Source organism: Vannielia litorea, from assembly GCF_018424695.1.
Lineage (GTDB): Bacteria > Pseudomonadota > Alphaproteobacteria > Rhodobacterales > Rhodobacteraceae > Vannielia > Vannielia litorea_A.
Genome location: NZ_QTNQ01000003.1, coordinates 41,360 through 66,737, shown reverse-complemented (window position 1 = coordinate 66,737; position 25,378 = coordinate 41,360). Strand labels below are relative to the sequence as shown.

Below are 25,378 nucleotides of genomic sequence, written 5' to 3'. Positions count from 1 at the left end.
GCGGACTGGTCGGACGCACCTTGGTACTATCTTAACCACACTGCGCTAGGCCTCTTCCGGTTCAGACCGGAAGGCAGGCACTCCGATGTCCCTTTACTCGATCGGCGGCTACAACGGCGCGGATTTTATCGTGGTGGGCGGTGGCGCCCCCGGGGTAGGCAGCCATGTGCGCCTCGATAGCGACTGGTCAGCCTCGACCCACGCCTACACCTTCGACATCACCGACACTGCGGATGCCAGCTTCGACCAGAGCAGCGCAGGCCAGACCGGCGTGGTTTCGGACGCATCCGGCACGCCTCTGCAATCGGGCAGCGCCAACCTTTCAGGCTGGGGCGCGGTGCTGGACGATGGCAATGGTGGGACTGTTTCGATCTACGAGGTGCACATCGACGGTATACTGGTGGGCTACGTCGCCGACGGAGAGGTGCAGCCCGGCGTCGACTATCAGATCACCACCGTTCTCTCCGCCGGTACACCGGGCATTGCCTATGCCGACCTCACCACATCGACCTACGAGCAGGCCGATATCAACACGGTCGAGGGCGGCAATTACGACGATGTGCTGGAGGGCGGCGACGGCGACGACACGCTGACGGGCCATGGCGGGGATGACATCATCAGCGGCGGTGCGGGGTCTGACCTGATCTACGGCCTTGTCGGGGATGACACCATCTCGGGCGGCATCGGGGATGACTGGCTGCACGCCGGAGATGGCTCCGACGTCGTGCTGATCGCCGAGGGCGACGGCCACGATATCGTCAGCCTCGGCGAGAGCACGGGCGACCACGACGTGCTCTCCTTCTCCGGCACCGGCGGCGTAACGGTGACATTCGACGGCTGGGAGCAGGGCACCTATACGCTCACCGGGGCCTCGGGCCAGTTCTGGGAGGTCGAGGAGATAGGGGGCACCGAGGGGGCGGATATCATCGACGCCTCGGCGCAGGCGGCCGATATCACTCTTGGCGGTCAGGGCGGCGATGACACGCTGGCCGGTGGCAGCGGCAGCGACACGCTCAGCGGTGGCGAGGGCGATGACCTGCTCATCGGCAACGCGGGTGCCGACGCGATCAGCGGTGGGGATGGGGCCGACACCATCTGGGGCGGCACGGGCGACGACATCCTGGATGGCGGCACCGGGAACGACACCTTCCTCATCCCCGAGGGCGACGGCAACGACACAATCACCGGCGGTGACAGGACCGACGAGGTCTGCTTTTTCGGCAGCGGCGTGACCGTGACCTATACCAGCGACGGCGCGGGCGGCTGGGTGCAGACAGGCTCCACCGGCAGTTTCACCGGCATCGAGGAGATCACCGGCAGCGCGGGGTCCGACACGCTGGATGCCAGTGCAACATCTACCGGCGTGAGCCTGTCTGGCGGGGGTGCCAACGACACGGTGATTGGCGGCGCGGGCGACGATGTGCTGGATGGGGGCGACGGCTCCGACACACTCACCGGCGGCGATGGGGCCGACACGCTGACCGGCGGCGGCGGCGATGACGAGATTTATGGCGGTGCGGGCGACGACGTGATCGACGCGGGCACCGGGCATGACGAGATCTATGGCGGCGCGGGGAGTGACACTGTCACCACCGGCGACGGCTACGATATCCTCTTCCTGCAGCCGGGCGATGGCAGCGTGACCATCACCGATTTCGACATGACGCTGGAATCGGGCCAGACGGTGGACCAGTTCGACATTTCGGCGATGGGGCCGGTCAGCGGCTTCGACATTGCGGTGAGCGATGATGGCGCGGGGAACGCGGTGCTTACCTTCCCCGGCGGTGAGAGCGTGACGCTGCTGGGTGTGGACCCGGCCACGATGGATGCCTCGACGATGTTCTCGATGGGGATCCCCTGTTTCACAACGGGCACATCCATCGACACGCCGGACGGGCCGGTGCCGGTGGAGGCGCTGCGCGCGGGCGATGCGGTGCTGACCTCGCGCGGGGTAGAGCGCCTGCTCTGGAGCGGCACGCGGGCCTGCGGGCCTGCGCTCCTGTCCTCCCGGCCCGAGTTGAAACCCGTGGTGGTGGCGGGGCAAAAGGTGTCACGTCAGCACTGTTTCCTCGCCCGGTTCGGCGGCGAGGAGTGGCTCGTGCGGGCCAGGCACATGGCGCTTGAGGGCGTGCCGGGCGTGCGAATTGCCGAGGGGTGCCGCCGGGTGCGCTACCACCACCTGCTGCTGCCGCGCCACGGGCTGCTGCGCGCAGGCGGCTTCTGGCAGGCGAGCTTCTACCCCGGCCCCTGGGCCCTGCGCAGCCTTGACCCGGAGGCTCTTATCGCGCTGATCGCCGCCCTGCCCGGCCTCGGCGCGGTGCTCGGCGGTGCCTCGCCCGAGGTCGTCTATGGCCCCACGGTGCGCCCGCTTCTCCCCCGGCGCGCCTTGCGCGGCCTCTCCCGCAGCGCCCTGCGCCAACTGCTTGTCCCCGCCCGCGACCCGCTGACGGTTTGACATCACGGCCCGCGCGGTGTTCCCCTGCGCGAACATTTCAGCGAGAGGCGCGGGCATGAAAACGGTAGACATCGGCGGCATTTCCATCTCCAACACCCGGCCCTTCGCGCTGCTCGCCGGCCCCTGCCAGTTGGAGAGCCTCGACCACGCGCGGATGCTGGCCGCGAGGATCGGCGAGATGGCGGCGGAGCGGGGTGTGCCCTTCATCTTCAAGGCCAGCTACGACAAGGCGAACCGCACCTCGCTTTCGGGCAAGCGCGGGCTGGGCATCGAGAAAGGGCTGGAGGTGCTGGCCGCCGTGCGCGAGGAGTTCGGCTGCCCGGTGGTGACCGACGTGCATGACGTGGCGCAGGCGCAGCGGGCGGGCGAGGTGGTGGACATCCTCCAGATCCCCGCCTTTCTCTGCCGCCAAACCGACCTGCTGCTGGCCGCCGGAGAGACGGGCTGCGCGGTGAATGTGAAGAAGGGCCAGTTTCTGGCGCCCTGGGACATGGCGAACGTGGCCGAGAAGATCGCCAGCACGGGCAACGAGCGGATCATGCTCTGCGAGCGGGGCACGAGCTTTGGCTACAACGCGCTGGTCAGCGACTTCCGCAGCCTGCCGATCATGGCGGAGACGGGCTACCCCGTGGTCTTCGACGCAACCCACTCGGTGCAGCAGCCCGGCGGGCTTGGCGGCTCCACCGGGGGCAAGCGCGAGTATGTGCCGGTGCTGGCGGCGGCGGCGATGGCGGTAGGCTGCGCGGCGGTCTTCATGGAGGTGCACGAAGCCCCAGACACCGCGCCCTCGGACGGGCCGAACATGCTGAAGTTGCAGGATCTTCCGGTCGTGCTCGACCGGCTGACGGCGCTGGACGCGGTGACGAAGGGCTGATCTGCTCTTCGGCCCTTGCGGTCCTCATCGCAGGTGCGAGGAGGGTCCGAAGGGCCCGAGGAGCTGCCCTTAGGCCGCATCCTCCGGTTTCAGCTCGCCGCTTTCGATCTGCTCCTGCTCGATGCTCTCGAACAGCGCCTTGAAGTTGCCCTCGCCGAAGCCGTCATCGCCCTTGCGCTGGATGAACTCGAAGAAGATCGGGCCGATCACCGTTTTCGAGAAGATTTGCAGCAGGATGCGGGTTTCGCCGCCGTCCACCACGCCCTCGCCGTCAATCAGGATGCCGTGCTTCATCATCCGGTTCAGCGGCTCTTCGTGGCCGACTACGCGCTCCTTCGACATCTTGTAATAGGTCTCGGGCGGGCCGGGCATGAACTTGACGCCCATCTCGGCAATGGCGTCGGTCGCCTCGTAGATGTCGCGCGCGCCCACGGCGATGTGCTGGATGCCTTCGCCGTTGTACTTTTTCAGATAGGCCACGATCTGCCCGGTCTCGCCCCGGTCCTCGTTGATCGGAATGCGGATGCGCCCGCAAGGCGAGGTCAGCGCCCGGGAGAACAGGCCGGTGAACTTGCCCTCGATGTCAAAGAAGCGGATTTCACGGAAGTTGAAGAGCTTTCCGTAGAACTGGAACCACTTGTCCATGTTGCCCTTGAAGACGTTATGGGTGAGGTGGTCGAGGTAGTAGAAGCCGACGCCCTGCGGGTGCGCATCGTCGTGCCAGTCGAACTCGGCATTGTAGGCGCTGGTTTCGAAGTAGTCCTCGATGAAATAGATCAGCGAGCCGCCGATGCCGCGAATAGCGGGCACATCCATGGTTTTGCCGGGGCCGTCGTAGGGCTCTGCGCCGTTTTTCACCGCGTGGTCATAGGCATGCTGGGCGTCCACCACGCGCCAACCCATCGAGGGGGCGCAGGGGCCGTGCTCTTCCACGAAGTCACGGCCATGAGTGCCCTTCTCGTCATTGATCAGGTAGCTGATGTCGCCCTGCTGCCAAAGCTCGATGCGCTTGGTCTTGTGGGTGGCAACGTGGGTATAGCCCATGGCGCGGAAGGTCTCGCGCAGGTGCTCGGGGTCAGGGTGGGCGAATTCGACAAACTCGAAGCCGTCGGTGCCGGCGGGGTTTTCATCGGTGATGGTCGCCTTGGGGGCGTCATGAGGGAAGGGTCCCATGGGTATCTCCTGTTCGCTTTGCAGAAGTTTAGCGCATGGTGAGGGATAAATCTGCGCATTCTTCGTTGAAGTTGCCCTGCTTCGTGCGGCATCATTTCAAAAAATCGCTTAAAGACGCAGACTATCCGCATGGCCATGGACAAGACCGACTCGGCGCTGCTGCGCCTGCTCCAGCAAGATGCCAACCAGACCGCCGAAAGCCTCGGCCAGCACCTTCGCCTCAGCCCCAGCCAGGCCGGGCGGCGGCGGCAGAGGCTTGAGGCCGCCGGCTTGATCTCGGGCTATGCGGCGCGGGTCGATGCGGAGGCGGTGGGGCTTGGGGTGCAGGCGATGATCCAGGTGCACATGGCGGCCCATGCGCCGGATGCCGCGCAAAGCTTTGCGGCCCTTGTCGCTGCCACGCCGGAGATCACCAGCGCATGGGTGATGACGGGCGATGCGGATTACCTGCTGCGGATCTTCTGCACCGATCTGGCAGCACTCAACCGGCTCGTGCAGGAGGTGCTTTTGCCCCACTCCTCGGTGGCCCGGGTCCAAAGCCAGATCGTGATGGCGCAGTTGAAGCCCGACGGCCCGCTGCCGCTCTGAGGCCGCCTGTAACCCAGTGAAAGATTTTGTGCCCCTGCGCAGGCGGAAAACCCGCGCAATGCGGCGTTGCGGCCATTCCATTTTGGCCCGCGCCTGATACTTCTGGAGAGGTCGGAACAGGCAGGTGTCATGGAAGGATTTCTCTACCAGGCGGTGATCTACCTCAGCGCGGCTGTGGTCGCCGTGCCGATATCGGCACGGCTGGGCCTCGGCTCGGTGCTGGGCTACCTGCTTTCGGGTATCGTGATTGGCCCGATCCTCGGGCTCGTCGGCTCGGAAACCCAGGAATTGCAACACTTTGCCGAGTTCGGCGTGGTCGTGATGCTGTTCCTGATCGGGCTGGAGCTTGAGCCTAAGGCGTTGTGGAACATGCGGCACCGGCTGCTTGGGCTGGGCGGATTGCAGGTGGTGGGCACCAGCCTCGTGATCGCGGGATGTGCCGTGGCGCTGGGGCTCAGCTGGAGCCTTGCCCTCGCCGTGGGCATGACCTTTGCGCTCTCCTCCACCGCCATCGTGCTGCAAACCCTCAGCGAGAAGGGGCTGATGCAGTCGCCGGGCGGGCGGTCGATCATCTCGGTGCTGCTGACGCAGGATATTGCCGTCATCCCGATTCTCGCGGTGCTGCCGCTGCTGCCCGTTGCGCTGGTGCCGCAACTCGACCCGAGCGGGGCCATCCAGCGCGGGAGCGAGGAGGCGCATCACACCATGTCGCTGGTGGAGGGCCTGCCCGGCTGGGGCGTGGCGCTGGTGACGGTGGGCGCGGTGGCGGCGGTGATCCTCGCAGGCATCTTCCTGACGCGCCCCCTGTTCCGCTTCATCCACATGGCCAAGCTGCGCGAGCTCTACACCGCCACGGCGCTGCTGATGGTGGTGATGATCGCCTTCCTGATGAACCTCGTGGGCCTCTCCCCGGCGCTCGGCACCTTTCTTGGCGGGGTGATGCTGGCCAACTCGGAGTTCCGGCACCAGATCGAGGCCGACCTGAACCCGTTCAAGGGCCTGCTGCTCGGCCTGTTCTTTATAACTGTTGGGGCGGGCATCAACTTCACGGTGCTCTGGACCAACATTTTCACCATTATCGGGCTTACGCTTGGGGTGATGCTGATCAAGGGCCTGATCCTCTATGCGCTGGCCTGGATCTTCAAGCTGCGGACAAAGGGGCAGTGGCTTTTTACCCTCGGGCTGGCGCAGGCAGGCGAATTCGGCTTCGTGCTGATCGGCTTCATGACCGGCCAGCGGATGCTGGACCCGGTGCTGGCGCAGGTCTTGCTGCTGGTGGTGGCGATGACGATGCTGCTCACGCCGCTATTCTTCATTCTCTACGAAAAGCTCTCGGAGCGGATGGCGGACGAAAGCGAGGCGCCGGAGCCCGACGAGATGGACGAGAACGCCCCGGTGATCATCGCCGGGCTGGGGCGCTTCGGGCAAGTCGTGAGCCGAATGGTGAGCGCTGCGGGCGTGCAGACTACCGTGCTCGACCACAACCTGGAGACCATCAACCTTCTGCGCCGCTTCGGTTTCAAGGGGTTCTTCGGTGACCCTACGCGGCCCGAGCTGCTGCATGCGGCGGGCATCCATCATGCGCAGGTGCTGGTGGTGGCGCTCGACAACCCGAAGACGGCGGTGGAACTGGTGCGCTACGCCCGCGAAGCCCGCCCCGACATCCACATCGTGGCCCGCGCCCGTGACAGGCTGCATGTGTATGAGCTTTACAAGGCCGGAGCGAACGACATCGTGCGCGAGCTGTTCGACTCCAGCCTGCGGGCCGGGCGCTACGTGCTCGAGAACATGGAGTTTTCGGAGTTCGAGGCGAGCGAGGTGGAAAAGAGCTTCTACAAGCACGACCGGCACACGCTGCGGGAGCTGGCCGAACTGTGGCAGCCCGAGGTGCCGTTGACGCAGAACGAGGCCTACGTGAAACGCACGCGCGAGCTGAACTCGGACCTGGAAGCGGCGCTTGTGCGCGAGATTCAGGAAGAGCGGGCGCGGGATGACGACGACGATGATGATTGAGCCGAGCCCGTAAGTGCGTTGCGCATGAAAAAAGCCGCGCCCGAAGGCGCGGCCTTGGCAATCACATTTCGCGCAGCGATCAGGCGGCGGCGCGGCTCACCAGCACGTCATCCACCTGCTTCTGAGCACCAGCCTCGTCGGAGCCGGACACGGCAGCGACTTCACGGGTCAGCCGCTCGAGAGCGGCCTCGTAGAGCTGACGCTCGGAGTAGGACTGTTCGCGTTGGTCGTCGGTGCGATGCAGGTCGCGCACCACCTCCGCGATGGCGATCAGGTCGCCGGAGTTGATCTTTTGCTCGTACTCCTGCGCCCGGCGCGACCACATGGCCTTTTTCACCTTGGCTTTACCCTTGAGGGTTTTCATGGCCTGGCTGACGATATCGGGCGTGGACAGCGAGCGCATGCCAACCTCGGTGGCCTTGTGGGTCGGCACGCGGAGGGTCATCTTGTCTTTCTCGAAGGAGATCACGAAGAGCTCCAGCTCAAAGCCGGCCACTTCCTGCTTCTCGATCGAGACGATCTTGCCCACGCCGTGGGCCGGGTACACAACGAAATCGTTGGGGCGAAACTCGGATTTCTTCTTAGTCATTCAGGGCCTTCCTTAGCCGATCCCTTGGAGCCGAAAAGGCCCCTCCCCGGCGCGGGTGCATCCGGGAGTGAGCCTTGTTTGCGCTATGAATTCCCCCGAAACGGCGAGTCGCGCAGCCTCGGAAGCCTCAGGATTTATGTTCCATCGGCAAGTAATATATCACAAAAATCGCGATTCTCAAAGCGCATCGCCAGCCCGGAGCTGCGACGTTTTTACCAGATGGTCAAATCCGGCCGCGCGGCGGCGTCTCAGCCACCCTCGCCCGGCGCTTCCGAAAGCAGCTCCAGCTTGCCCGGCTTGCCGTCCATCTCGTCGGCATTGGGCAGCGGGTCTTTCTTGGTCACGATGACCGGCCACATCTCGGAATACTTGCGGTTGAACTCCACCCACTTCTCCATTTCCGGCTCGGTGTCGGGGCGGATCGCATCGGCGGGGCACTCAGGCTCGCAGACGCCGCAATCGATGCATTCGTCGGGGTGGATCACCAGCATGTTCTCGCCCTCGTAGAAGCAATCCACGGGGCAGACTTCAACACAGTCTGTGTATTTGCAGGCGATGCAGTTGTCGTTGACGATATAGGTCATGCGGGCCTCGGAAGTGTTCGGGGCAGAGGTATTTCAAACCACCCGGTCATTCAAGCGACTTGCCCCTTAAAAGACGGGCCTTGCGACGATCCCTCGCATCCGGGCGGCTCCCGGCCCGCGGAAGCGCCGGATCGCGGGATTTTGTTTCGGGTGGAGCGAGATCTTCGTAAAGCTGTTGCGCCTCGGGGGCCGGGCCACGGCGGGTGCCCAGCGCGACGATCCGGATCACGCGGATGTGGCTGTCTTTCGGGAAGGTCAGCGTGGCACCGGGCGCGACCATGCGAGAGGGCTTGGAGATGGGCGTCCCGTCCACCCGCAGCTTGCCCTCGCTCACAAGCTTGGCGGCGAGGCTGCGGGTTTTGAAAAAGCGGGCGTGGAACAGCCACTTGTCGATGCGCAGGCTGTCCGGCGCGGCCTCCGTCACTCCTTCTTCAGCCCCATCAGAGCCTGGGCGAAGGGGTTGTCGGGGTCGATCTGCTTTTCCTTACGGGGCGGGCGGGACTGGAAGTTCTTCGGCCCGTCGTCGCGGCGGGGGCCACCCTTGCCCTTGGGGCCGCCCTTGCCGCGCGGCTTGCCCTTGCCCTGGCCCTTCGGACGGTTGCCCTGCTGATCGCCCCGGCGACCGCCGCGGTTACCGCCCCAGGTGAACGTATAGAACACCTCCATTTCGGGGCCGGCCACATCGGCATCGGGAGCGGTACCGGGAACGAGTTCTTCGGCAGGCGTTTCGGCCACCGCCGCTTCGGGCGCGGGCTCGGCCGGGGTTTCGGCCACGGGTGCCTCGCCTGCGTCGGGCAGGGCCTCGGCTTCGGGCGAGATGTCATCTGCCGGGGTCTCGGCTGTGGGCGCTTCGATGATGCCACCCTCGGGCGCTGCCTCGGCCGCGTCCATTACCGGCGTGTCCCCTTCCGGCGCGGTGCCTTCAGCCTCGGGCACGACCGCATCCACGGGCTTTACCTTGGCGCGCTCGCCCTTCTCGGCCTTGTAGCCGAGCCCGCCCATCAGGTCGGCGAACTGCTCCAGCGTCATGCCGGTGATCGAGAGCATGTCGGCATTGGCCTCGAATCCCGCACGGCTGTCCTGGCTGCGGAGCTGATCGGCCAAGCGCTCCAGCATGTCGATGCGGATCGCCCGCTGGCCGGCAACACGGTAGCCCGACATCGGCGCGTACCCGTCCGGCATGGCAACGGGCGCGGGGATGGTCACGAGGCCCGGCGGCGGGCTTTCGGGGAATTCATCGAGCCCCTGCCAGAGCGACCAAAGCACCAGCCGCAGGCGGGTGGGCGCGGGTTTGAGCAGCAGCGGCATGAAAATGGTGAATTGGCCGAAGCGGACGCCATGCTTGCGCAGCGCGCCGCGCGCGTCCTGATCGAGCGCCTTTACGTCCTGCGCCACCTGCTCACGCGGGATGACGCCCAGCGCCTCGATGAGCTGGAAGCCGAAGCCGCGCGCCAACCCGGTGAGCGCTTCATCGCCCTTTACCGCCAGCAGAGGCTCGAAGAGCGCGGCGATCTTGCGGTCGATGAAATGCTGGAGGCGGCGGGTGACCTTTTCGGCCACATCGGCACCGGCCTCGTCGTCGACAAAGGCTTTCACCTCGGGCTTGAGCGCCTCGGTGCCCTTCACCAGCTTGCCCACGGCATGCTCGCCCCACATCAGCCCGCCCTGCTCGGTGAAGTCGAGTTCTGTATCGGGGGCGTTGTAGAACCGGTCGGACAGAAGTGAGAACTGCGGACCAAGGGCAGCCACGGCGGCGGCACGGAGCGTCTTGGCCTCGCCCGCGTCGGCGGTGTCGGCCTGTCGGAACCGAAAGCCCTCAAGGCGCCCCACCGTATGGCCTTCGATGACCACTTCACCCTTGTCGTTCACATCAGCCACGAGGCTCTCCTTCTGTTTCAACCGGCGCAGCAGCACAGAGGTGCGCCGGTCGACAAATCTTTGGGTCAGCGCCCCGTGAAGGGCATCCGACAGGCGGTCTTCTACCGCGCGGGTTGCTTCGCGCCAATGGGATTCGTCGTCGAGCCAGCCCTTGCGCTGAGCGACATATGTCCATGTGCGGATATACGCCAGTCGTTTGGACAACGTGTCGATGCCGCCATCGGTTCGGTCCTGCCGTTTCACCTGCCGCGCGAACCAGTCGTCGGGAATGCGGCCGAACTCGTGCAGGTCGGCAAATATCTTGGTCAGCAAGCTGGTGTGCTCGGCGTGAGAGATGCCGCGAAAATCGGGAATGCGGCAGACATCCCAGAGCAGCTTGGTGTCGGCGCGGGACGTGGTCCGGGCTGCCAGCTCGGGCGCGGCGGCAAGGGCCTTGAGCGCGCCGAGGTCGTCGGCCTCGCGGGCGCGGGTGAGTAGGGTGTTGTCGGGCCGGGCTTCAAGCGAAGCGATGAGATGGGCGGGGCTGCGGTAGTCCAGCTCGGGGTTGCGCCATTCCAGCCGCCGGACTGGCTCGAAGCGGTGCTCTGTGACGGCCTCCACCACCTCTTCGGAGAGCGGCGAGGCCTCGCCCGTCACGCCGAAAGACCCGTCGCGCTGGTAGCGCCCGGCGCGGCCCGCGATCTGGCCGATCTCCTGCGCGGTAAGCGGGCGCATCCGCCGCCCATCGAATTTGGAGGTGGCCGAGAAGGCGACGTGGTGCAGATCGAGGTTGAGCCCCATGCCGATGGCGTCGGTGGCCACGAGGTAGTCGACATCGCCGTTCTGGTAGAGCGCCACCTGGGCGTTGCGGGTGCGGGGAGAAAGCGCGCCCATCACCACCGCGCAGCCGCCTTTCTGGCGGCGGATCAGCTCGGCGATGGCATAGACATTTTCAACCGAAAACCCGACGATGGCAGAGCGCGCGGGCATCCGGCTTATCTTTTTCGAACCTGCGTAGGTCAGGTGCGAGAACCGCTCGCGCTTCACGAACTGGGCGCGCGGCACGAGCTGGGCGATGGCCGGGCGCATGGTTTCGGCGCCCAGAAACATGGTTTCATGCCGCCCGCGGGCATTCATCAGCCGGTCGGTGAAGACATGCCCGCGCTCGGGGTCGGCGCAGAGCTGGATTTCGTCGATGGCGAGAAAATCATGCTCGCCCGAGAGCGGCATGGCTTCCACCGTGCAGACCCAGTAGCGCGCGCGCGGCGGCACGATGCGCTCTTCGCCCGTCACCAACGCCACCGCGTTTGGCCCGCGCAGCCCTACGATCCGGTCATAAACCTCACGCGCCAGCAGGCGCAGCGGCAGGCCGATCACCCCGGAGGGGTAGGCCAGCATCCGCTCGATGGCGAAATGCGTCTTGCCGGTGTTGGTCGGGCCCAGAAGGGCCGTGATCCGCGCTTGCTCGCCGCCCATTGGGCCTTCTCCGATCAGGCTTTGGGGGGGTCAGATGCGCTTGCCCATCACGGTGAATTCCAGCCGCTCGACGGCCTCCTTCACGTTGGGGCGATGCGGGTGGATCTTCAGCACTTCCTGGTAGGCGCTAAGCGCGCGGGCCTCCTCGCCCATGGTCTCCATGATGACGGCCAGCCCGGTGAGGGCCGCAAAGTGGCGCGGGTTCAGCTCCAGCGTGCGGCGGATGTCCTCCAGCGCGAGGCCATACATCTCTAGCTGGAAGAAGGCCGTGGCGCGGGCATTGTAGCCCTCGGCAAACTCCGGCGCATGATCGGTCAGCGCGGTGAGGTGCTCGATGGCAAGGTCGTATTCTTCGCGCTCCAGCGCTTCGCGCCCCTGTTTCAGCAGCAGGTCCATCGGAGCGGAGCCAGAGCGCGACCACTCGATCCAGATTGCATCCTCGATGCGCTGCCAGCCCATCTGCTCGGGCTGGGCCAGTTCGGCAAAGAGCTGATCCAGCGAGCGGCGCCCGCCCTCGGGCTCGGGCGCGGCGGCATCCACATCGGGCGAGGGCGTGGGCATTTCAGGCGGCGCGCCGGGCACTTCCTCGTCCTGCGCGGCGAGAGGTGCGGCAAATGCCAGCAGCACGGCAAATGCCGTGACGTGAAAGTTGAGGTGTCTGGCCAAGGGTCGCATATCTGTGCATGAGTTTAGCGCAAGCGCCGGGGGTTCCAAGCCCCCGGTCGGTCACATTGGAAGGAGATTGCCATGAGTGCTGTTGTGGAAGGGGCCGTGAAGGCCCTGAACGAGAAGCTGGACGGCGGGTTTGACGGCACCGCGAAGTTCGTTATCGAAGACGAGGGCGCCATCATGCTCGACCAGAACGGCGCCCGCGCGGGCGACGAGGAGGCGGAGGTGACCATGACCGCCGATGCCGAAACCTTCGAGGGGATTCTCTCGGGCGACGTCAACCCGACGGCAGCCTTCATGGGCGGTCGGCTCAAGGTGGATGGCGATATGGGCATGGCGATGAAGCTCGGCGGCGCCCTGAGCTGACGCCGTGGAGCCCGCGCCGCTCTTTGACGAAGCAGACGGCCCCGAGGGGGGCCGCGCCTTCTGGCTGACCTGCGAAGACGGGGTGCGGGTGCGCCTGGGCTGGTGGCCCGCCGAGGGGGCGAAGGGCACGATCCTCTTCTTCCCCGGGCGCACCGAATACATCGAGAAATATGGCCGCGCGGCGCGGGAATACGTAGCCGCGGGCTGGAACATGACGGCGATCGACTGGCGCGGGCAAGGTCTGGCCGACAGGCCGCTGGACGATCCGGCCACTGGCCATGTGGACGAGTTCGAAGATTACCAGCGCGACGTGGATACCATGGTGGAGGCCGTCGGCATGCTTGAGGGGGCCGCGCTGCCCCGCGTGCTCATCGGCCACTCGATGGGCGGCTGCATCGGGCTGCGCGCAGCCCACAGGTTGCCGCTGAAGGCCGCGGCCTTCTCGGCGCCGATGTGGGGCATCCGGTTTCACCCGGTCGTGCGCCCCGCGGCCTGGGTGCTCTCCGCGCTCTCTCGCCCGCTCGGCATGGGCGGGCGCTATGCCCCCGGCACGGTACCCGAAACCTATGCGCTGGCCGCCGAGTTCGAGGGCAACATGCTCACCCGCGACGAGGACATGTGGCGCTACATGCGGGCCCAGCTCACCGCTCACCCCGAGCTGGCGCTGGGCGGCCCGAGCCTGCACTGGCTGAACCGCGCCCTGGTGGAGATGCGCGGCCTCCTGCGCCGCCCTGCCCCCGACCTGCCCTGCCTGACCTACCTTGGCGGCAACGAGCGTATCGTGGACCCTGCCGCCGTGCGCGCCCGCGTGGCCACATGGCCGGGCGCGGAGCTTGTGGTGCCCGAGGGGGCGGAACACGAGATCCTGATGGAGCTGCCGGAGGTGCGGGATAGCTTCATTGCGCGCACCATCGCTTTCTTCGACCAGCACGCCGATGATCCTGTTTCAGAGCCATCTATGAACGACAAAGCGGGTGCGTAAAATCTGCGCCGTCGGGATCGCCTGGCACCCCAAGGGACAGCGGGATGACCCGTTGTCAATTCAGCGATCAGATTTCGGGAGGCCCCGCAAGCAGCGCTTCCTGCCTTGGTGAACCCGGGGCATGAACTGGCTGCCCCAAGCGTCGGGGCTGTATTGGGTCGCAACGCGCGCCAAATGCGCCGGATCAACAAAAGGAATGCGCCCGAAGGGCGCGCAATTTAACACGAGCCGGGCACGAAAAAGGCCCGCGCAGGGAGCGCGGGCCAGGTCTTCTCGCCTATGAGAACTCGATTATTCCAGCGAAAGCGCCACGAAGCGGGGCTCGCCCTCGCGGCGGATCAGCAGCAGGAGCGACTTGCGGCCTGCATCGCGGGCCTCTTCCACCCGGTCTTCCAGCTCGCTCACAGCGCGCACCTTCTGTTGACCCGCCTCGGTGATGATGTCACCGGCGCGCAGGCCCTTCTCGTAAGCCTCCGCCATTTCATCGACGGCGGTGATCACGAGGCCCTCATCGCTCGCGTCGAGGTTCATCTGGCCGCGCAGCTCATCGGTGAGGGTGGTGACGGTGAGCCCGAGAAGCTCTTGCTCCTGCGGGGCCTCAGGCGCGGTCTCGTCGCCCTCGGCCACAGCAGGCACTGCGCCCTCGGCCTCTTCGCGGCGGCCAAGCGTGACCTTGAGCGTTTCAGTCTCGCCGTCGCGGAACACCACCATGCGGACGGTCTTGCCCACCTCGGTGTTGCCCACGCGGCGCACGAGGCCGCGCACGTCTTCCACCTCTTTGCCGTCGAAGCTGATGATCACGTCACCCGACTTCATGCCCGCTTCCATAGCAGGACCCTCGGGTACATCCGTCACCAGCGCGCCCTTTGCCGGCGTCAGGCCGATGGCTTCGGCCACGTCCGGGGTCACGTCCTGGATCCGGACACCGAGCCAGCCACGACGGGTCTCGCCGTACTCCTTCAGCTGGTCGACCACGCGTGTGACGACGTTGGAGGCCATGGAGAAGCCGATCCCGATGGAGCCGCCGTTGGGCGAGAGGATCGCGGTGTTCACCCCGATCACCTCGCCGTCCATATTGAAGAGCGGCCCGCCCGAGTTGCCACGGTTGATGGCGGCGTCGGTCTGGATGTAGTCGTCATAGGTGCCCGAAAGCGCGCGATTGCGGGCCGAGACGATGCCGGCGGAGACGGAGAAGCCCTGACCCAGCGGGTTGCCCATGGCAATCACCCAGTCGCCCACGCGTGCGGTGTTGCTGTCGCCGAAGGGCACGAAGGGCAGCGCCTCTTCGGGTTCCACCTTCAGGAGCGCAATGTCGGTGTTGGCGTCGGTGCCCACCACCTCGGCGTCCAGCTCCTGTCCGGAGAAGAACTCGATCGTGATCTCGTCGGCGCCTTCGATGACGTGGTTGTTCGTCACGATGTAACCGTCTTCGGAAATCACGAAGCCCGAGCCCAGCGCCGAGCTGCGGCGGGGCCTGTCCGGGTTGCCTTCGCGGTCAAGGAAGTCACGGAAGAAGTCCTCGAAGGGTGAGCCCTCGGGCACTTGCGGCGTGGGGCCGGTGCGGCGCGATACCGTGGTGGCGGTGGTAATGTTCACCACGGAAGGGCTGATCTGCTCGGCGAGGTCGGCGAAGCTGCCGGGGATGCTGCGCGATTGCGCGTTCACCGTTTGCGCGGCCAGAAGGGCCAGGCCGATGAACAGGGCGAAAAGGCTGCGCAAGGCGAAAGTGCCTCGCCGCTCCTGCGGAATGGGGGTTGCGATTGCCTGTGATGTCACTGGATGGTCTCCCTTGATCGTCGGGGCGGGCCGGCCGGCGCGGCCTGGGGGAAGGCCGGTCAGATGCCCCTTTCTGCTTCTGCCTATTTCCCAGATAGGGAGGCAGAAGCGCAACTCAATGGCTATCGCGGTGTGTCACTTGGACGTGAAGGCCGCGCGAGCCCCTTGGTGCGAAGTGTCTCAGCCGGGGGGCTTTCGTGCAAGGGGCCGCGTGGGCAAGGAGCGTGAAAACACCCGTCATCCACCGATCCACGCCGCGGCCCAGAGCGACAGCGCCCCGGCGGTGAGGGCCAGAAGGCCCATTGTGCGGCGGGCTTCGGGCGGCTGCGACACGATCCAGCGGAGGATGTCTTCGTAAAGCGAAGGGGCCAGTGCAAGCACCAGCCCCTCGACAATGCAGATCGCACCGAGCGCATAGAGCGCCATGGCCATGGGTCAGTTCCCCGTGGGTTCGGTGCTGCCCGCTTCGGCCTCTGCCTCGGGCGCTTCCGTGCCGGAACCGATGTCACCCGCGGGCGCGTCGGTGGAGGCGTCTTCTTCCGAAGCCTCCGCCGCCGGGCCCTCGGCCGGGTCCTGCGGCGCAGCCTCGCCGGTGTCATCCTCCAGCGTGATCGGGTCGGGCATTTCCTCGGTCACGGCCTCGGCCTCACCCGCCGCTTCGCTCACAGCAGCCTCGGCCGCGGCCTTTGCGGCCTCGTTTGCCTCACGGGCGGCCTGCCGCGCAGCCTCGTCCACCGGCGCGGGCCGCGGCGTGCTGCCATCGGGCAGGCTGTCGGAGCGCAGGTAGTTGAAGAACTCGGAGTCGGGCGTCATCACCATGGAGGAGTTGTTGCCCTTCAGCGCGTTTTCATAGGCGGTCAGCGAACGGTAGAACTCGAAGAACTCCGGATCCTGCCCGTAGGCCTCGGCGAAGATGCGGTTTCGCTCGGCGTCGGCCTGACCCTGGATGATGCGCGCGTCGCGGCGCGCCTCGGCGAGGATTTCCTCGTAGGTCCGGTCGGCGGAGGCGCGCACCCTCTGGGCCGCTTCCTGGCCCCGGGCGCGTTCGTCGATGGCCTCGCGTTCCCGCTCGGCGATCATCCGCTTCAGCGTCGCGTCGAAGTTCTGCTCGGGCAGGTTCGTCTGACGCAGCCGCACGTCGACAACGTCGATGCCGAGCGCCTCGGCACGGGAGTTCACCCGGTCCTCGATCTCGTCCATCAGCGCCGTCCGCTCGGGCGAAAGGATGGTGTTGGAGGTCACGCCCTCATCACCGAGCACGGCGCGGATCTGGCCTTCGAGAATGCCCGAAAGCTCGCGCTGGCCGGCGCGCTCGTCGCCAGCACCCAGTGCCTGGCGGAATTGCACGATGTCTTCGATGCGCCAGAGCACGAAGGCATCGACCACGAGGCGGCGGTCATCGGCGGGGGTAACCTCGATCAGCGGGGTCTCGATGGAGAGAATCCGGTCTTCGTAGCTGACCACCTCGTCGAGCAGCGGCACCTTCAGGTACCAGCCCGGCTCCACGCGTTCCTGCTTGATCTGGCCGAAGCGCAGCACCAGCACCTTCTCGCGCTCGTCCACGATGAAGATGGAGGAGAGCAGCGCGGCGAGCGCGATGACGACGACGGGTATGAGATAGGATAGGCGGTTCATCAGTTGCTCCCCCCGGACGTGGTGGAAGAAGAGGTGCCACGGCGCAGCTCGTTGAGCGGCAGGTAGGGCAACACCCCCTGCCCGCCGCCGGTCACGGCGCTGTCGAGGATGATCTTGTCGACATCGCCAAGCACGCTTTCCATGGTTTCAAGGAAGAGGCGCTTGCGGGTCACCTCGGGGGCATCGCGATACTCTTCGAGCACCGAGATGAAGCGAGAGCTTTCACCGGTGGCGTCGTTCACCACGCGGGAGCGGTAAGCCTCGCTCTCTTCAAGGATACGCGCGGCCTGACCACGGGCGGACGCGAGCCTGCCGTTGGCGTAGGCGTCGGCCTGGCGCACGACCTGGTCGCGCTCCTGCTCGGCGGCCTGCACGTCGCGGAAGGCGTCGACAACCGAGGTTGTCTCTGTCTGGCCGTTCACGTTGGTCACCTGCACCGGCTGGTTGGGCGGCTCGGAGCGGTTGAAGTTGACACGGATGATGTTGATGCCGGTTTCCTGCTGGTCGAGGATCGACTGGATCAGCTCACGCACGCGCGCCTCGATCTCGGCCCGCTCCCGGTTGAGGATGGGCGCCAGCTCGGACTGGGCGATGACCTCGCGCATGGCGGATTCAGCCACCGAACGCACGGTGAGTTCGGGCGCTTCCAGCGAGAACAGGAAGTCGGCCGCATTCTTGACGTTCCAGACCACCTGGAAGTCGATGTCCACGATGTTTTCGTCGGTGGTGAGCATCAACCCGTCATTTCCCGACGAGCCACGGCGCACGCCGATCTCTTCGGTGCGGTTGGTGGTGACGTCGATCACCTCGGCGGTCACAACCGGCCAGGGCGCGAAGTTGAGGCCCTCGGTGCCGATGCCGGAATACTCGCCAAGAAACAGCTCGACTGACTGCTGTTCAGGCCGCACGGTGTAGAAGCTGGCAAAGGCCCAGAGCAGCACCGCCGCCGCGCCCCCGATCAGCACGGTGCCGCGCGTGAGCCACGGGGCACCGCCCCCGCCTCCGGGGCCACGGCCGCCGGGGCGCTGGCCGTTGCCACCACCGCGCCCGCCCATGAGCACCTTCAACTGCTCCTGGCCCTTCTTCATGATCTGGTCGATCTCGGGGATGCCTCCGCCCTCACCGGGCCTGCGTCCGCCGCCGCCGGGGCGGTCTGAACGATCACGGTCGTCTCCGTTGCCGCCGCCGGAGCCACCGCCCGACGATCCGCCGCCCCAGGGGCCGCCGTTGTTACCAGCCATATGTGTCTCTTTCCTCTTCCTTGCCGCTCCGCCGCATTGGGCGGATTTAATTGTCTCGTTGTAGCACAGGTGGTCATGCGCGCGCCAAATTCAACCGCGCCCGCTGGTCGCAGCGTCCTAGCGGACCGGCGATTTCATTGTCACCAGTTCCTCTGCCATGGTCGGGTGCACCGCGCAGGTGCGGTCGAAGTCTTCCTTGGTCGCGCCCATCTTGATGGCGATGCCCGCAAGCTGGATCATCTCGCCCGCCTCGGGGGCCACGATGTGGCAGCCCAGCACCTTGCGGCTGTCCTTGCCGACGATGAGCTTCATCATCACCCGGTCGTCGGTGTGAGCGAAGGCCGTCTTCATCGGGCGGAAGGCGGTGGAATAGACCTCGAAGGCCTCGCCGCCCGCCTCCATCGCGCGTTCGGCCTCATTCTCCGTCATGCCCACGGTGCCCAGCTCGGGCTGGGTGTAGACGGCAGAAGGCACAAGCTCGTGATCGACCGGCTGCGGCTTGCCGTGGAATACGGTGTTGACGAAGGCCACGCCCTCGCGGATGGCCACCGGGGTCAGCTCTACCCGGCCCGTCACGTCGCCGATGGCGTAGATCGAGGGCACATCCGTCTGGCTGTATTCGTTGACGATCACTTCGCCGAGGCGGCCCAGCTTCACGCCCGCCTCCTCCAGGCCCAACCCTTGGGTGTTTGGCGCGCGCCCCGTGGCAAAAAGGATCTTCTCGTAGATCCCCTCATGGCCGGTGGTGGTGCGGACCGAAACGCCGTGCTCCAGCTTCTGCATGTCGGTGATCGAGGTGCCGGTGTGGATCTCGATGCCAAGGCTTTCCATGTGGTCGGCGAGGTGGCCACGAGCCTCGTCATCGAAGCCCCGCAGGATCTGGGCGCCGCGCAGGAAGATCGTGGTCTTCACGCCCAGGCCGTTGAGAATGCAGGCCATTTCGCAGGCAATGAAGCCGCCGCCGATAATCAGGATGCTCTCGGGCAACTCATCGAAGAGAAACACGTCATTGGAGCTGATGCCGAACTCCTCGGCCCCCTCCAACGGCGGGAAGCTGGGCGCGCCGCCGGTGGCGATCAGGATATGGCGGCATTTGAATTCGGTGCCGTCGGCCAGCGCCACGGTGTGCGGGTCTTTCACCACGGCACGTTGCGCGTGGATCTCCACCCCGGCCTTTTCGAGGTTGCGGGTGTAGATCTGCTCGAGCCGGTCCAACTCGGCGTGGAGGTGGTGGCGGAACTTGCCCCAATCGAACCCACCGGCGTGCACCGTCCAGCCGTAGGCCTGCGCCAGCTTCATCTCTTCGGGAAAATGCGAGGCGTAGACCATCAGCTTCTTGGGCACGCAGCCACGGATCACGCAGGTGCCGCCCATGCGATATTCTTCGGCCAGCCCCACCTTCGCGCCCGCCTCGGAGCTGGCAAGCCGCGCTGCGCGCACCCCGCCGGAGCCGCCACCGATGACGAAGAGATCGTAATCAAATTCCATGTCTTGCTCTGCCTTGCCTCTCTGGCCGCCCTCTCCTCCTCAGAGGTCGGCGAAGATGTTGTCTCCCTCGAGAAGGTCGATTTTCTCTTCCTCCTCGGTGCCTTCGTTGATGTCGCGCACCTGAACGCGCCCGTCGCCGTGACCGACGATCACCACGTCGCAGATATCGATGAACAGGCCGTTTTCAACCACGCCGGGCACCTGGTTGAGCACGAGGCTCAACTGACGCGCATTGCCGATGCGGCGCAGGTAGAGATCAAGGATGTAATTGCCCTCGTCGGTGACATAGGGCGCGTCATCGTTCATCCGGAGCGAGGTATCTCGGCCCAGAACATCCATGTTTATAAGGGTTTCCTCGACCAGCGCCTTTGTGGTCTGCCAGCCGAAGGGGATCACCTCGATGGGCAGGGGGAAGGCCCCGAGCGCGGTTACATCCTTCGCCGCGTCGGCGATCACCACCATCCGGTCGGAGGCGGTGGCGACGATCTTTTCCTGCAAGAGCGCCCCGCCGCCGCCCTTGATAAGGTTCAGTTCGCCATCGAATTCGTCGGCCCCGTCGATGGTGAGGTCGAGCCAGCGGGCCTCATCGAGGGAGATCACCGGGATGCCCAACTCGCGGGCGAGGTCGGCCGTGCGGGTGGAGGTGGGAACGCCAACGATATCAAGGCTTTCCTCCTGTACCCGCTCGGCAAGGCACCGCACCATCCAGGCCGCCGTGGAGCCGGTGCCGAGGCCCACGCGCATGCCGTCCTGCACGTAGTCCACCGCGCGTTTGGCGGCGACGAACTTGGCCTTGTCGATCGGCGAAAGGTCAGTCATCTGCGGTCTCCCCCTGGTGGCCGTCCGGGCATGGTTATAGGGGCTGGGGCCGCAGGGTGCGAGGGCAAAACGGCCTCAGCCGTGACCGATGAGCCGAGGCGCCGGGCAGGCGTGGGCGGCGCATTCCAGCTCGAGGGTGGAATGGTGGATGTGGAAGCGCGCTGCGAGGGCGGATTTCAGCGCCGATTTGATCGCGTCGGCGTCGCCCCACCGGCCCTCTTCCAACACCACATGGGCCTCCAGCGCGGCCTCGTGCTCCTGCATCTGCCAGAGGTGCAGATGGTGCACGGAAGCAACGCCAGGAATGGCCGCAAGCTCTTGGGAAACCTCGGTAATATCGAGTCCGGGCGGGGCGCCGAGCATCAACATCCGGATGACGCCGGGCACCTCGGCGAGGGCGTGCCAGAGGATGTAGGCGGAGATCAGGAGCGTGACCAGCGGGTCGGCCAGGCGCCAGTCATACAGCAGGATCAGCGTGCCGGCGACGATCACCGCCACAGAGCCCAGCGCATCCGCGAGGTTATGGAGGAAGGCGGCGCGGATGTTGGCGGAGGTTTTTGACATGGCGAAGGTGAGCAGGGCTGTCACCGCATCGACGATGAGCGCGATGGCCGCGATGATCACCACCGTCCAGCCCTCGACATCCTCTGGCGCGAAGAGCCGCATCACCCCCTCGTAGGCGAGGTAAACCGCCAGTAATATCAAGGTGGTATAGTTGATCAGCGCGGCCACCATCTCGGCCCTGCCATAGCCGAAGGTCATCCCTGCATCCGCCGGTCTGCGGGCGATGCGGCGGGCGGCGAAGGCGATGACGAGAGAGACGGCATCGGAGAGGTTGTGCAGCGCATCGGCGATGAGGGCGAGCGAGCCGGAGAGCAACCCGCCGACAATCTGGGCCACGGTCAGCCCGAAGTTCACCAGAACGGCGAGGGCGAGCTTGCGGTCTCCCATCTGGGAATCGACGTGGTGGTGGTGGTCGTGCGGCATGGGCGGGAAGGTATCGCGGTGAACCGTGCGGGCAATGCGGCAATGCGCCTGCGGAGCTGCCGAAGCGGCATTAACCTTGCCGCGACCGGGGGCACAAGTGATGCACATGCCATGCACAACCCATGCATATGCAGATTTGCAAGACGGTCGGACGTTACCGCATCGCGCGCCGGGGCTTGACGGGGCTCAACCGGGGCGGCGGATGCGGGCCACATACATCGTGCGCAGCGGGTCGCCCTCGGGGATACCCGGGTGATCGAAGGCCAGTTCGGGCGCCTCGGCCATGCCGATCCGGGCCATCACCGCGCGGGATGGGGCGTTGAGGTGCGGCGTGAAAGCGATCACCTCTGACAGCCCCTGCCCCCAGCCCCAGGCGAGCCAGGCGCGCGCCGCTTCGGAGGCCAGCCCCTTTCCCCAAGCCGAGGAGAGGAAGCGCCAGCCGATCTCGACGCAGGGCGAGACCGGGAGGCCGACCGGGCAGTTGAGGCCGCACATGCCGAGGAAGGCGCCTTCGTGGTCGGTCACGGCGGAGAAGGCCATGCCGTCGGCCCGCCATTTCTCGGTGCAACGGGCGAGCATCTCGGCGGTTTCGGCCTCTGTCTTCGGCGCGGGGAAGTAGCGCATCACCTCCGGGTCCGCGTTCATTGCGGCAAAGGCGGGGAGGTCGGCCTCGGTGAAAGGGCGCAGAAGGAGGCGTGGTGTTTCGAGCATGGGGACGGCCTGGTGCGGGCATCGTGCGGGAAGTGTCGTTTTCAGGCTTGCCGCCGGGCGCGGCGCTGCCATGGTGGCGGCCATGTTCGTCTCCGTCTTCGAAATGTTCAAGGTGGGCATCGGCCCGTCATCGTCTCACACCATGGGGCCGATGGTGGCCGCCGCGCGCTACCTTGAGAGGCTGCGCGGCCTGCCATTTGCCGTCACCGGCGTGCGCGCCCGGCTGCATGGTTCGCTGGCCTTCACCGGGGTGGGCCACGCGACCGACCGGGCGGTTATTCTGGGCCTCGCGGGCCTCGTGCCCGAGACCTACGAGGCCGAGGCGGGCGAGGCGGCGCTGGCGGAGGTGAAGGCCACCGGCATGATCGCGCCCGAGGGGTTGGGCGAGCTGCGTTTTGCCCCGGCGAACGACCTGATCTTCGACTATGACGCCCCCCTGCCCGGCCACCCCAACGGGCTGGCCTTCGAGGCGCTCGACGGCCAGGGCGACGTGATCGACCGCGAGGTTTACTACTCGGTCGGTGGCGGCTTCGTGCTGAGCGAGGCGGAGCTGGCGGCGGGAGCGGACACGGCGCAGGGCGCGCCGGTGCCCTTCGCCTTCAAGTCGGCGCAGGAGATGCTCGACATGGCCGCCGAGAGCGGGCTTTCGATTGCCGCGATGAAGATGGCCAATGAGCGGACGCGGCGGAGTGCCTCGGAGATCGAGACCGGGCTGGCGCGGATCTGGGAGGTGATGAACGGCTGTTTGCAGCGCGGGCTGGAGAATGAGGGCGTGCTGCCGGGCGGGCTACGGGTGAAGCGGCGGGCGGCGAAGATCTGGGAGGCGTTGCAGGCCGAGCGGGGCATGAACCTCACCGCGCCGCACACGATCAACGACTGGATGAGCTGCTACGCCATGGCCGTGAACGAGGAGAACGCGGCGGGCGGACAGGTGGTGACGGCGCCGACCAATGGCGCTGCGGGGGTGGTGCCTGCGGTGATCCGCTATTGGCTGGACCACGTGCCCGGCGCGGTGCCCTCGAAGGTGGGGCAGTTCCTGCTGACGGCGGCGGCGGTGGGCGGGCTGATCAAGCACAACGCCTCGATTTCCGGCGCCGAGGCGGGGTGCCAGGCCGAGGTGGGTTCGGCGGCGGCAATGGCGGCGGCCGGTTTGTGCGCGGTGATGGGCGGCACGGCGGAGCAGGTGGAGAACGCGGCGGAAATCGCGCTGGAGCATCACCTCGGGATGACCTGCGACCCGGTGCGCGGGCTGGTGCAGGTGCCCTGCATCGAACGCAACGGGCTGGGGGCAATCAAGGCGGTCTCGGCGGCGAGCCTGTCGCTGCGGGGGGATGGCTCGCACCTTGTGCCGCTGGATGCCTGCATCAAGACGCTGATGGAAACCGGGCGGGACATGAGCGAGAAGTATAAGGAGACGAGCCTTGGCGGGCTGGCGGTGAATGTGCCGAATTGTTGAGGGGTAAAGGCGGCCCTTGCTGATAGATTAGATATCTTTAGGCTTTTCCCTGTTTTGGGGAGGGTTGGGATTTGGAAATATTTCTTTTCGCAGTTGGGGCCATTCTCTTTTTATTACTAGGCGGCGCAATCAATAACGCAAAACGCTCTGCTAAGAGAGCCGTCAAGCGAGCGATCCGCGAAGGCTTCTCATCGCCAAAGCAACAGCACCGCACTCCGCCCCTGAGAAAACCTGCACAACGACACGCCACGTCGTCGCGGGATCCTGCTATACCAACACAGTCAGCTCCAACATCGACTCCGGCACCGCCCAGCGGTTTCGACGAGGCCTCGCGTTTCGATGAAGCCAGCGCCAGACCTAGCCTACATCACAACGAAATTCATGGCGCGGCGTATGTGGTGGATGGAGACACTATAACGATCAACAAGACCCAGATCAGACTGTTCGGAATTGATGCCCCCGAGCTGAACCACCCCTACGGCAAGAAAGCCAAGTGGGCACTGGTCGCTATGTGCAAAGGCATGAAGATTCGGGCGGTAATTACGGACACCGATGACCACGGGCGCACGGTCGCGAAATGCTTCCTGCCCGACGGGCGGGATATCTCTGCGGAAATGGTCAAGATTGGCATGGCCATCGACTGGCCGAAATTCTCAGGTGGGATCTATCGGGGCTTGGAGACCGAAGACGCCCGAAAGAAGCTCTGGCTCGCGGATGCCCGACAGAAGGGACGTATGCATGTTTGGGCTAAGTTCGAGGCTCGGCAGAAAGCAAAGAGCGCTTCGACTGAGTGACTTGGCGCGTCATTCACCCCTCTCGCCCGGCCAGCCTTGGGCTTGTTTCACGGTTTGGTCGGTGGGGTCAGTTCGGGTTGGTGACCACCCCTAATACATCGACCTCCGATAGGCCTCTTCCAGTTCGGCATCCAGCTTTTCCAGCTCCGCCGGGTCTGCGGGCCGCCCCTTCGTCTGGTCGTGGATCATGGCGCGCAGGGAGGGGAAGTCTTTGCGGTCTTGCAGGGTTTCCGGGTCCCAGAGGCGCGAACGGCGGAAGGCCTTGGCGCAGTGGAGGAAGGCTTCGTGCACCGTGACGGCGATGGCGGTGGTGGGGCGGCGGCCCTGCACCTCCATCGTGGCCAGCAGCGCCGGGTCGCGGGTGAGGCGGGCGGTGCCGTTGACGCGCAGGGTTTCGTCGAAGCCGGGCACCATGAAGAGCAGGCCGACGGCGTGGTTGGCGAGGATGTTGCGCTGGGTGTCGAGCCGGTTGTTGCCGGGGCGGTCGGGGATGAGCAGCGTGTGGTCATCCAGCGCGCGGACGAAGCCCGGCGGATCGCCGCGCGGGCTGACATCGGCCAGCCCGTCGGGCGACTGGGTGGAGATGCAGAGGAAGGGCGCGCGGGCGATGAAGGCGCGGGAATGCGCGTCGAGCGCGGGCATGCATTTGTCGAGCGCCAGCTGGTGGGTGGGCGGGAAGAGCGCGGCGAGCTCGGCCTCGTCGGTGATCAGGTAATCGGGGTTGAGCGGGGTGTCGTCTGCCATGTGATCCTCCCTCGGGGCGCCGGGCTGTGGCGCGGCGCCATTGAGGCATGAAGCCACCGGGGAGACAAGGCAGGCGGGCCTGCATCTTCCGCTTGCCCCGC

Annotated in this window: 23 protein-coding genes; 8 read left to right on the top strand and 15 right to left on the bottom strand. The window is 66.0% G+C overall.

Translation table 11 applies throughout. The features are described 5' to 3' along the window. Positions 1-85: 85 nt before the first annotated feature. The gene (locus DYI42_RS02225; protein WP_213544283.1) at positions 86-2,455 is read left to right on the top strand and encodes a Hint domain-containing protein; all 2,370 of its coding nucleotides are present in this window, start codon (positions 86-88) and stop codon (positions 2,453-2,455) included. 55 nt (positions 2,456-2,510) lie between these two features. Next, on the top strand, positions 2,511-3,329 hold the full coding sequence (kdsA, locus tag DYI42_RS02220; RefSeq protein WP_213544282.1) for a 3-deoxy-8-phosphooctulonate synthase: 819 nt from the start codon (positions 2,511-2,513) through the stop codon (positions 3,327-3,329). Between the two features lie 69 nt (positions 3,330-3,398). On the opposite strand, the gene hppD is transcribed toward kdsA, so the two are convergent. Then, entirely contained in the window at positions 3,399-4,502 is a 1,104-nt protein-coding gene (gene hppD, locus DYI42_RS02215) for a 4-hydroxyphenylpyruvate dioxygenase (RefSeq protein WP_213544281.1), read from the bottom strand. A 129-nt stretch (positions 4,503-4,631) separates the two neighbouring features. Between hppD and DYI42_RS02210 the strand changes: the two genes are divergently transcribed. Both DYI42_RS02210 and DYI42_RS02205 read left to right on the top strand, forming a co-directional pair. Beyond that, positions 4,632-5,090: an Lrp/AsnC family transcriptional regulator gene (locus DYI42_RS02210; protein ID WP_213544280.1), complete on the top strand. Its 459-nt coding sequence runs from the start codon at positions 4,632-4,634 to the stop codon at positions 5,088-5,090. A 129-nt stretch (positions 5,091-5,219) separates the two neighbouring features. Then, complete coding sequence (locus DYI42_RS02205; RefSeq protein WP_213544279.1) at positions 5,220-7,103, top strand: cation:proton antiporter domain-containing protein; 1,884 nt, start codon at positions 5,220-5,222, stop codon at positions 7,101-7,103. Between the two features lie 79 nt (positions 7,104-7,182). On the opposite strand, the gene DYI42_RS02200 is transcribed toward DYI42_RS02205, so the two are convergent. The 5 genes from DYI42_RS02200 to DYI42_RS02180 form a co-directional block, all read right to left on the bottom strand. Further along, the gene (locus DYI42_RS02200) at positions 7,183-7,692 is read right to left on the bottom strand and encodes a CarD family transcriptional regulator (protein ID WP_213544278.1); all 510 of its coding nucleotides are present in this window, start codon (positions 7,690-7,692) and stop codon (positions 7,183-7,185) included. Positions 7,693-7,940: 248 nt separating this feature from the next. Then, positions 7,941-8,276 (bottom strand): ferredoxin FdxA, encoded by a 336-nt coding sequence (gene fdxA / locus DYI42_RS02195; protein WP_213544277.1) that lies wholly within the window; start codon positions 8,274-8,276, stop codon positions 7,941-7,943. Positions 8,277-8,322: 46 nt separating this feature from the next. Beyond that, positions 8,323-8,700, bottom strand: coding sequence for an RNA-binding S4 domain-containing protein (locus DYI42_RS02190; protein ID WP_213544276.1), 378 nt, complete (start codon positions 8,698-8,700; stop codon positions 8,323-8,325). Further along, a complete protein-coding gene (locus DYI42_RS02185; protein ID WP_213544275.1) occupies positions 8,697-11,609 on the bottom strand; it encodes a helicase-related protein in 2,913 nt (970 codons plus the stop codon). The genes DYI42_RS02190 and DYI42_RS02185 overlap by 4 nt, the downstream gene beginning before the upstream one ends. Before the next feature lie 30 nt (positions 11,610-11,639). Further along, positions 11,640-12,275 (bottom strand): tetratricopeptide repeat protein, encoded by a 636-nt coding sequence (locus DYI42_RS02180; protein ID WP_244867419.1) that lies wholly within the window; start codon positions 12,273-12,275, stop codon positions 11,640-11,642. Between the two features lie 81 nt (positions 12,276-12,356). On the opposite strand from DYI42_RS02180, the gene DYI42_RS02175 reads away from it, so the two are divergent. Next, entirely contained in the window at positions 12,357-12,644 is a 288-nt protein-coding gene (locus DYI42_RS02175; RefSeq protein ID WP_213544274.1) for an SCP2 sterol-binding domain-containing protein, read from the top strand. 4 nt (positions 12,645-12,648) lie between these two features. Further along, positions 12,649-13,626, top strand: a complete 978-nt coding sequence (locus tag DYI42_RS02170) for an alpha/beta fold hydrolase (protein WP_213544273.1) — start codon at positions 12,649-12,651, stop codon at positions 13,624-13,626. 291 nt (positions 13,627-13,917) lie between these two features. Here DYI42_RS02170 and DYI42_RS02165 read toward each other — a convergent pair whose 3' ends face one another. The 8 genes from DYI42_RS02165 to DYI42_RS02130 all read right to left on the bottom strand — a co-directional run bounded on the left by DYI42_RS02165 (position 13,918) and on the right by DYI42_RS02130 (position 22,367). Continuing rightward, positions 13,918-15,402 (bottom strand): Do family serine endopeptidase, encoded by a 1,485-nt coding sequence (locus DYI42_RS02165; RefSeq protein WP_213544272.1) that lies wholly within the window; start codon positions 15,400-15,402, stop codon positions 13,918-13,920. 237 nt (positions 15,403-15,639) lie between these two features. Next, the gene (locus tag DYI42_RS02160; protein WP_213544271.1) at positions 15,640-15,834 is read right to left on the bottom strand and encodes a DUF2065 domain-containing protein; all 195 of its coding nucleotides are present in this window, start codon (positions 15,832-15,834) and stop codon (positions 15,640-15,642) included. A gap of 3 nt (positions 15,835-15,837) precedes the next feature. Continuing rightward, on the bottom strand, positions 15,838-17,037 hold the full coding sequence (gene hflC, locus DYI42_RS02155; protein WP_213544270.1) for a protease modulator HflC: 1,200 nt from the start codon (positions 17,035-17,037) through the stop codon (positions 15,838-15,840). Then, a complete protein-coding gene (hflK, locus tag DYI42_RS02150; RefSeq protein WP_213544269.1) occupies positions 17,037-18,278 on the bottom strand; it encodes an FtsH protease activity modulator HflK in 1,242 nt (413 codons plus the stop codon). The genes hflC and hflK overlap by 1 nt, the downstream gene beginning before the upstream one ends. Positions 18,279-18,395: 117 nt before the next feature. Continuing rightward, positions 18,396-19,766, bottom strand: coding sequence for a glutathione-disulfide reductase (gorA, locus tag DYI42_RS02145; RefSeq protein ID WP_213544268.1), 1,371 nt, complete (start codon positions 19,764-19,766; stop codon positions 18,396-18,398). 39 nt (positions 19,767-19,805) lie between these two features. Beyond that, on the bottom strand, positions 19,806-20,585 hold the full coding sequence (gene rpiA / locus DYI42_RS02140) for a ribose-5-phosphate isomerase RpiA (RefSeq protein ID WP_213544267.1): 780 nt from the start codon (positions 20,583-20,585) through the stop codon (positions 19,806-19,808). Between the two features lie 75 nt (positions 20,586-20,660). Then, a complete protein-coding gene (locus DYI42_RS02135) occupies positions 20,661-21,572 on the bottom strand; it encodes a cation diffusion facilitator family transporter (protein ID WP_213544266.1) in 912 nt (303 codons plus the stop codon). A gap of 186 nt (positions 21,573-21,758) precedes the next feature. After that, positions 21,759-22,367, bottom strand: coding sequence for a GNAT family N-acetyltransferase (locus tag DYI42_RS02130; RefSeq protein ID WP_213544265.1), 609 nt, complete (start codon positions 22,365-22,367; stop codon positions 21,759-21,761). Here DYI42_RS02130 and DYI42_RS02125 point away from each other — a divergent pair. Continuing rightward, positions 22,366-23,739: an L-serine ammonia-lyase gene (locus tag DYI42_RS02125; RefSeq protein WP_213544264.1), complete on the top strand. Its 1,374-nt coding sequence runs from the start codon at positions 22,366-22,368 to the stop codon at positions 23,737-23,739. The genes DYI42_RS02130 and DYI42_RS02125 overlap by 2 nt on opposite strands. Positions 23,740-23,810: 71 nt before the next feature. After that, a complete protein-coding gene (locus DYI42_RS24135; protein WP_244867418.1) occupies positions 23,811-24,533 on the top strand; it encodes a thermonuclease family protein in 723 nt (240 codons plus the stop codon). Positions 24,534-24,623: 90 nt separating this feature from the next. Here DYI42_RS24135 and DYI42_RS02115 read toward each other — a convergent pair whose 3' ends face one another. Beyond that, complete coding sequence (locus tag DYI42_RS02115) at positions 24,624-25,277, bottom strand: pyridoxamine 5'-phosphate oxidase family protein (protein WP_213544263.1); 654 nt, start codon at positions 25,275-25,277, stop codon at positions 24,624-24,626. Between the last annotated feature and the right edge of the window lie 101 nt (positions 25,278-25,378).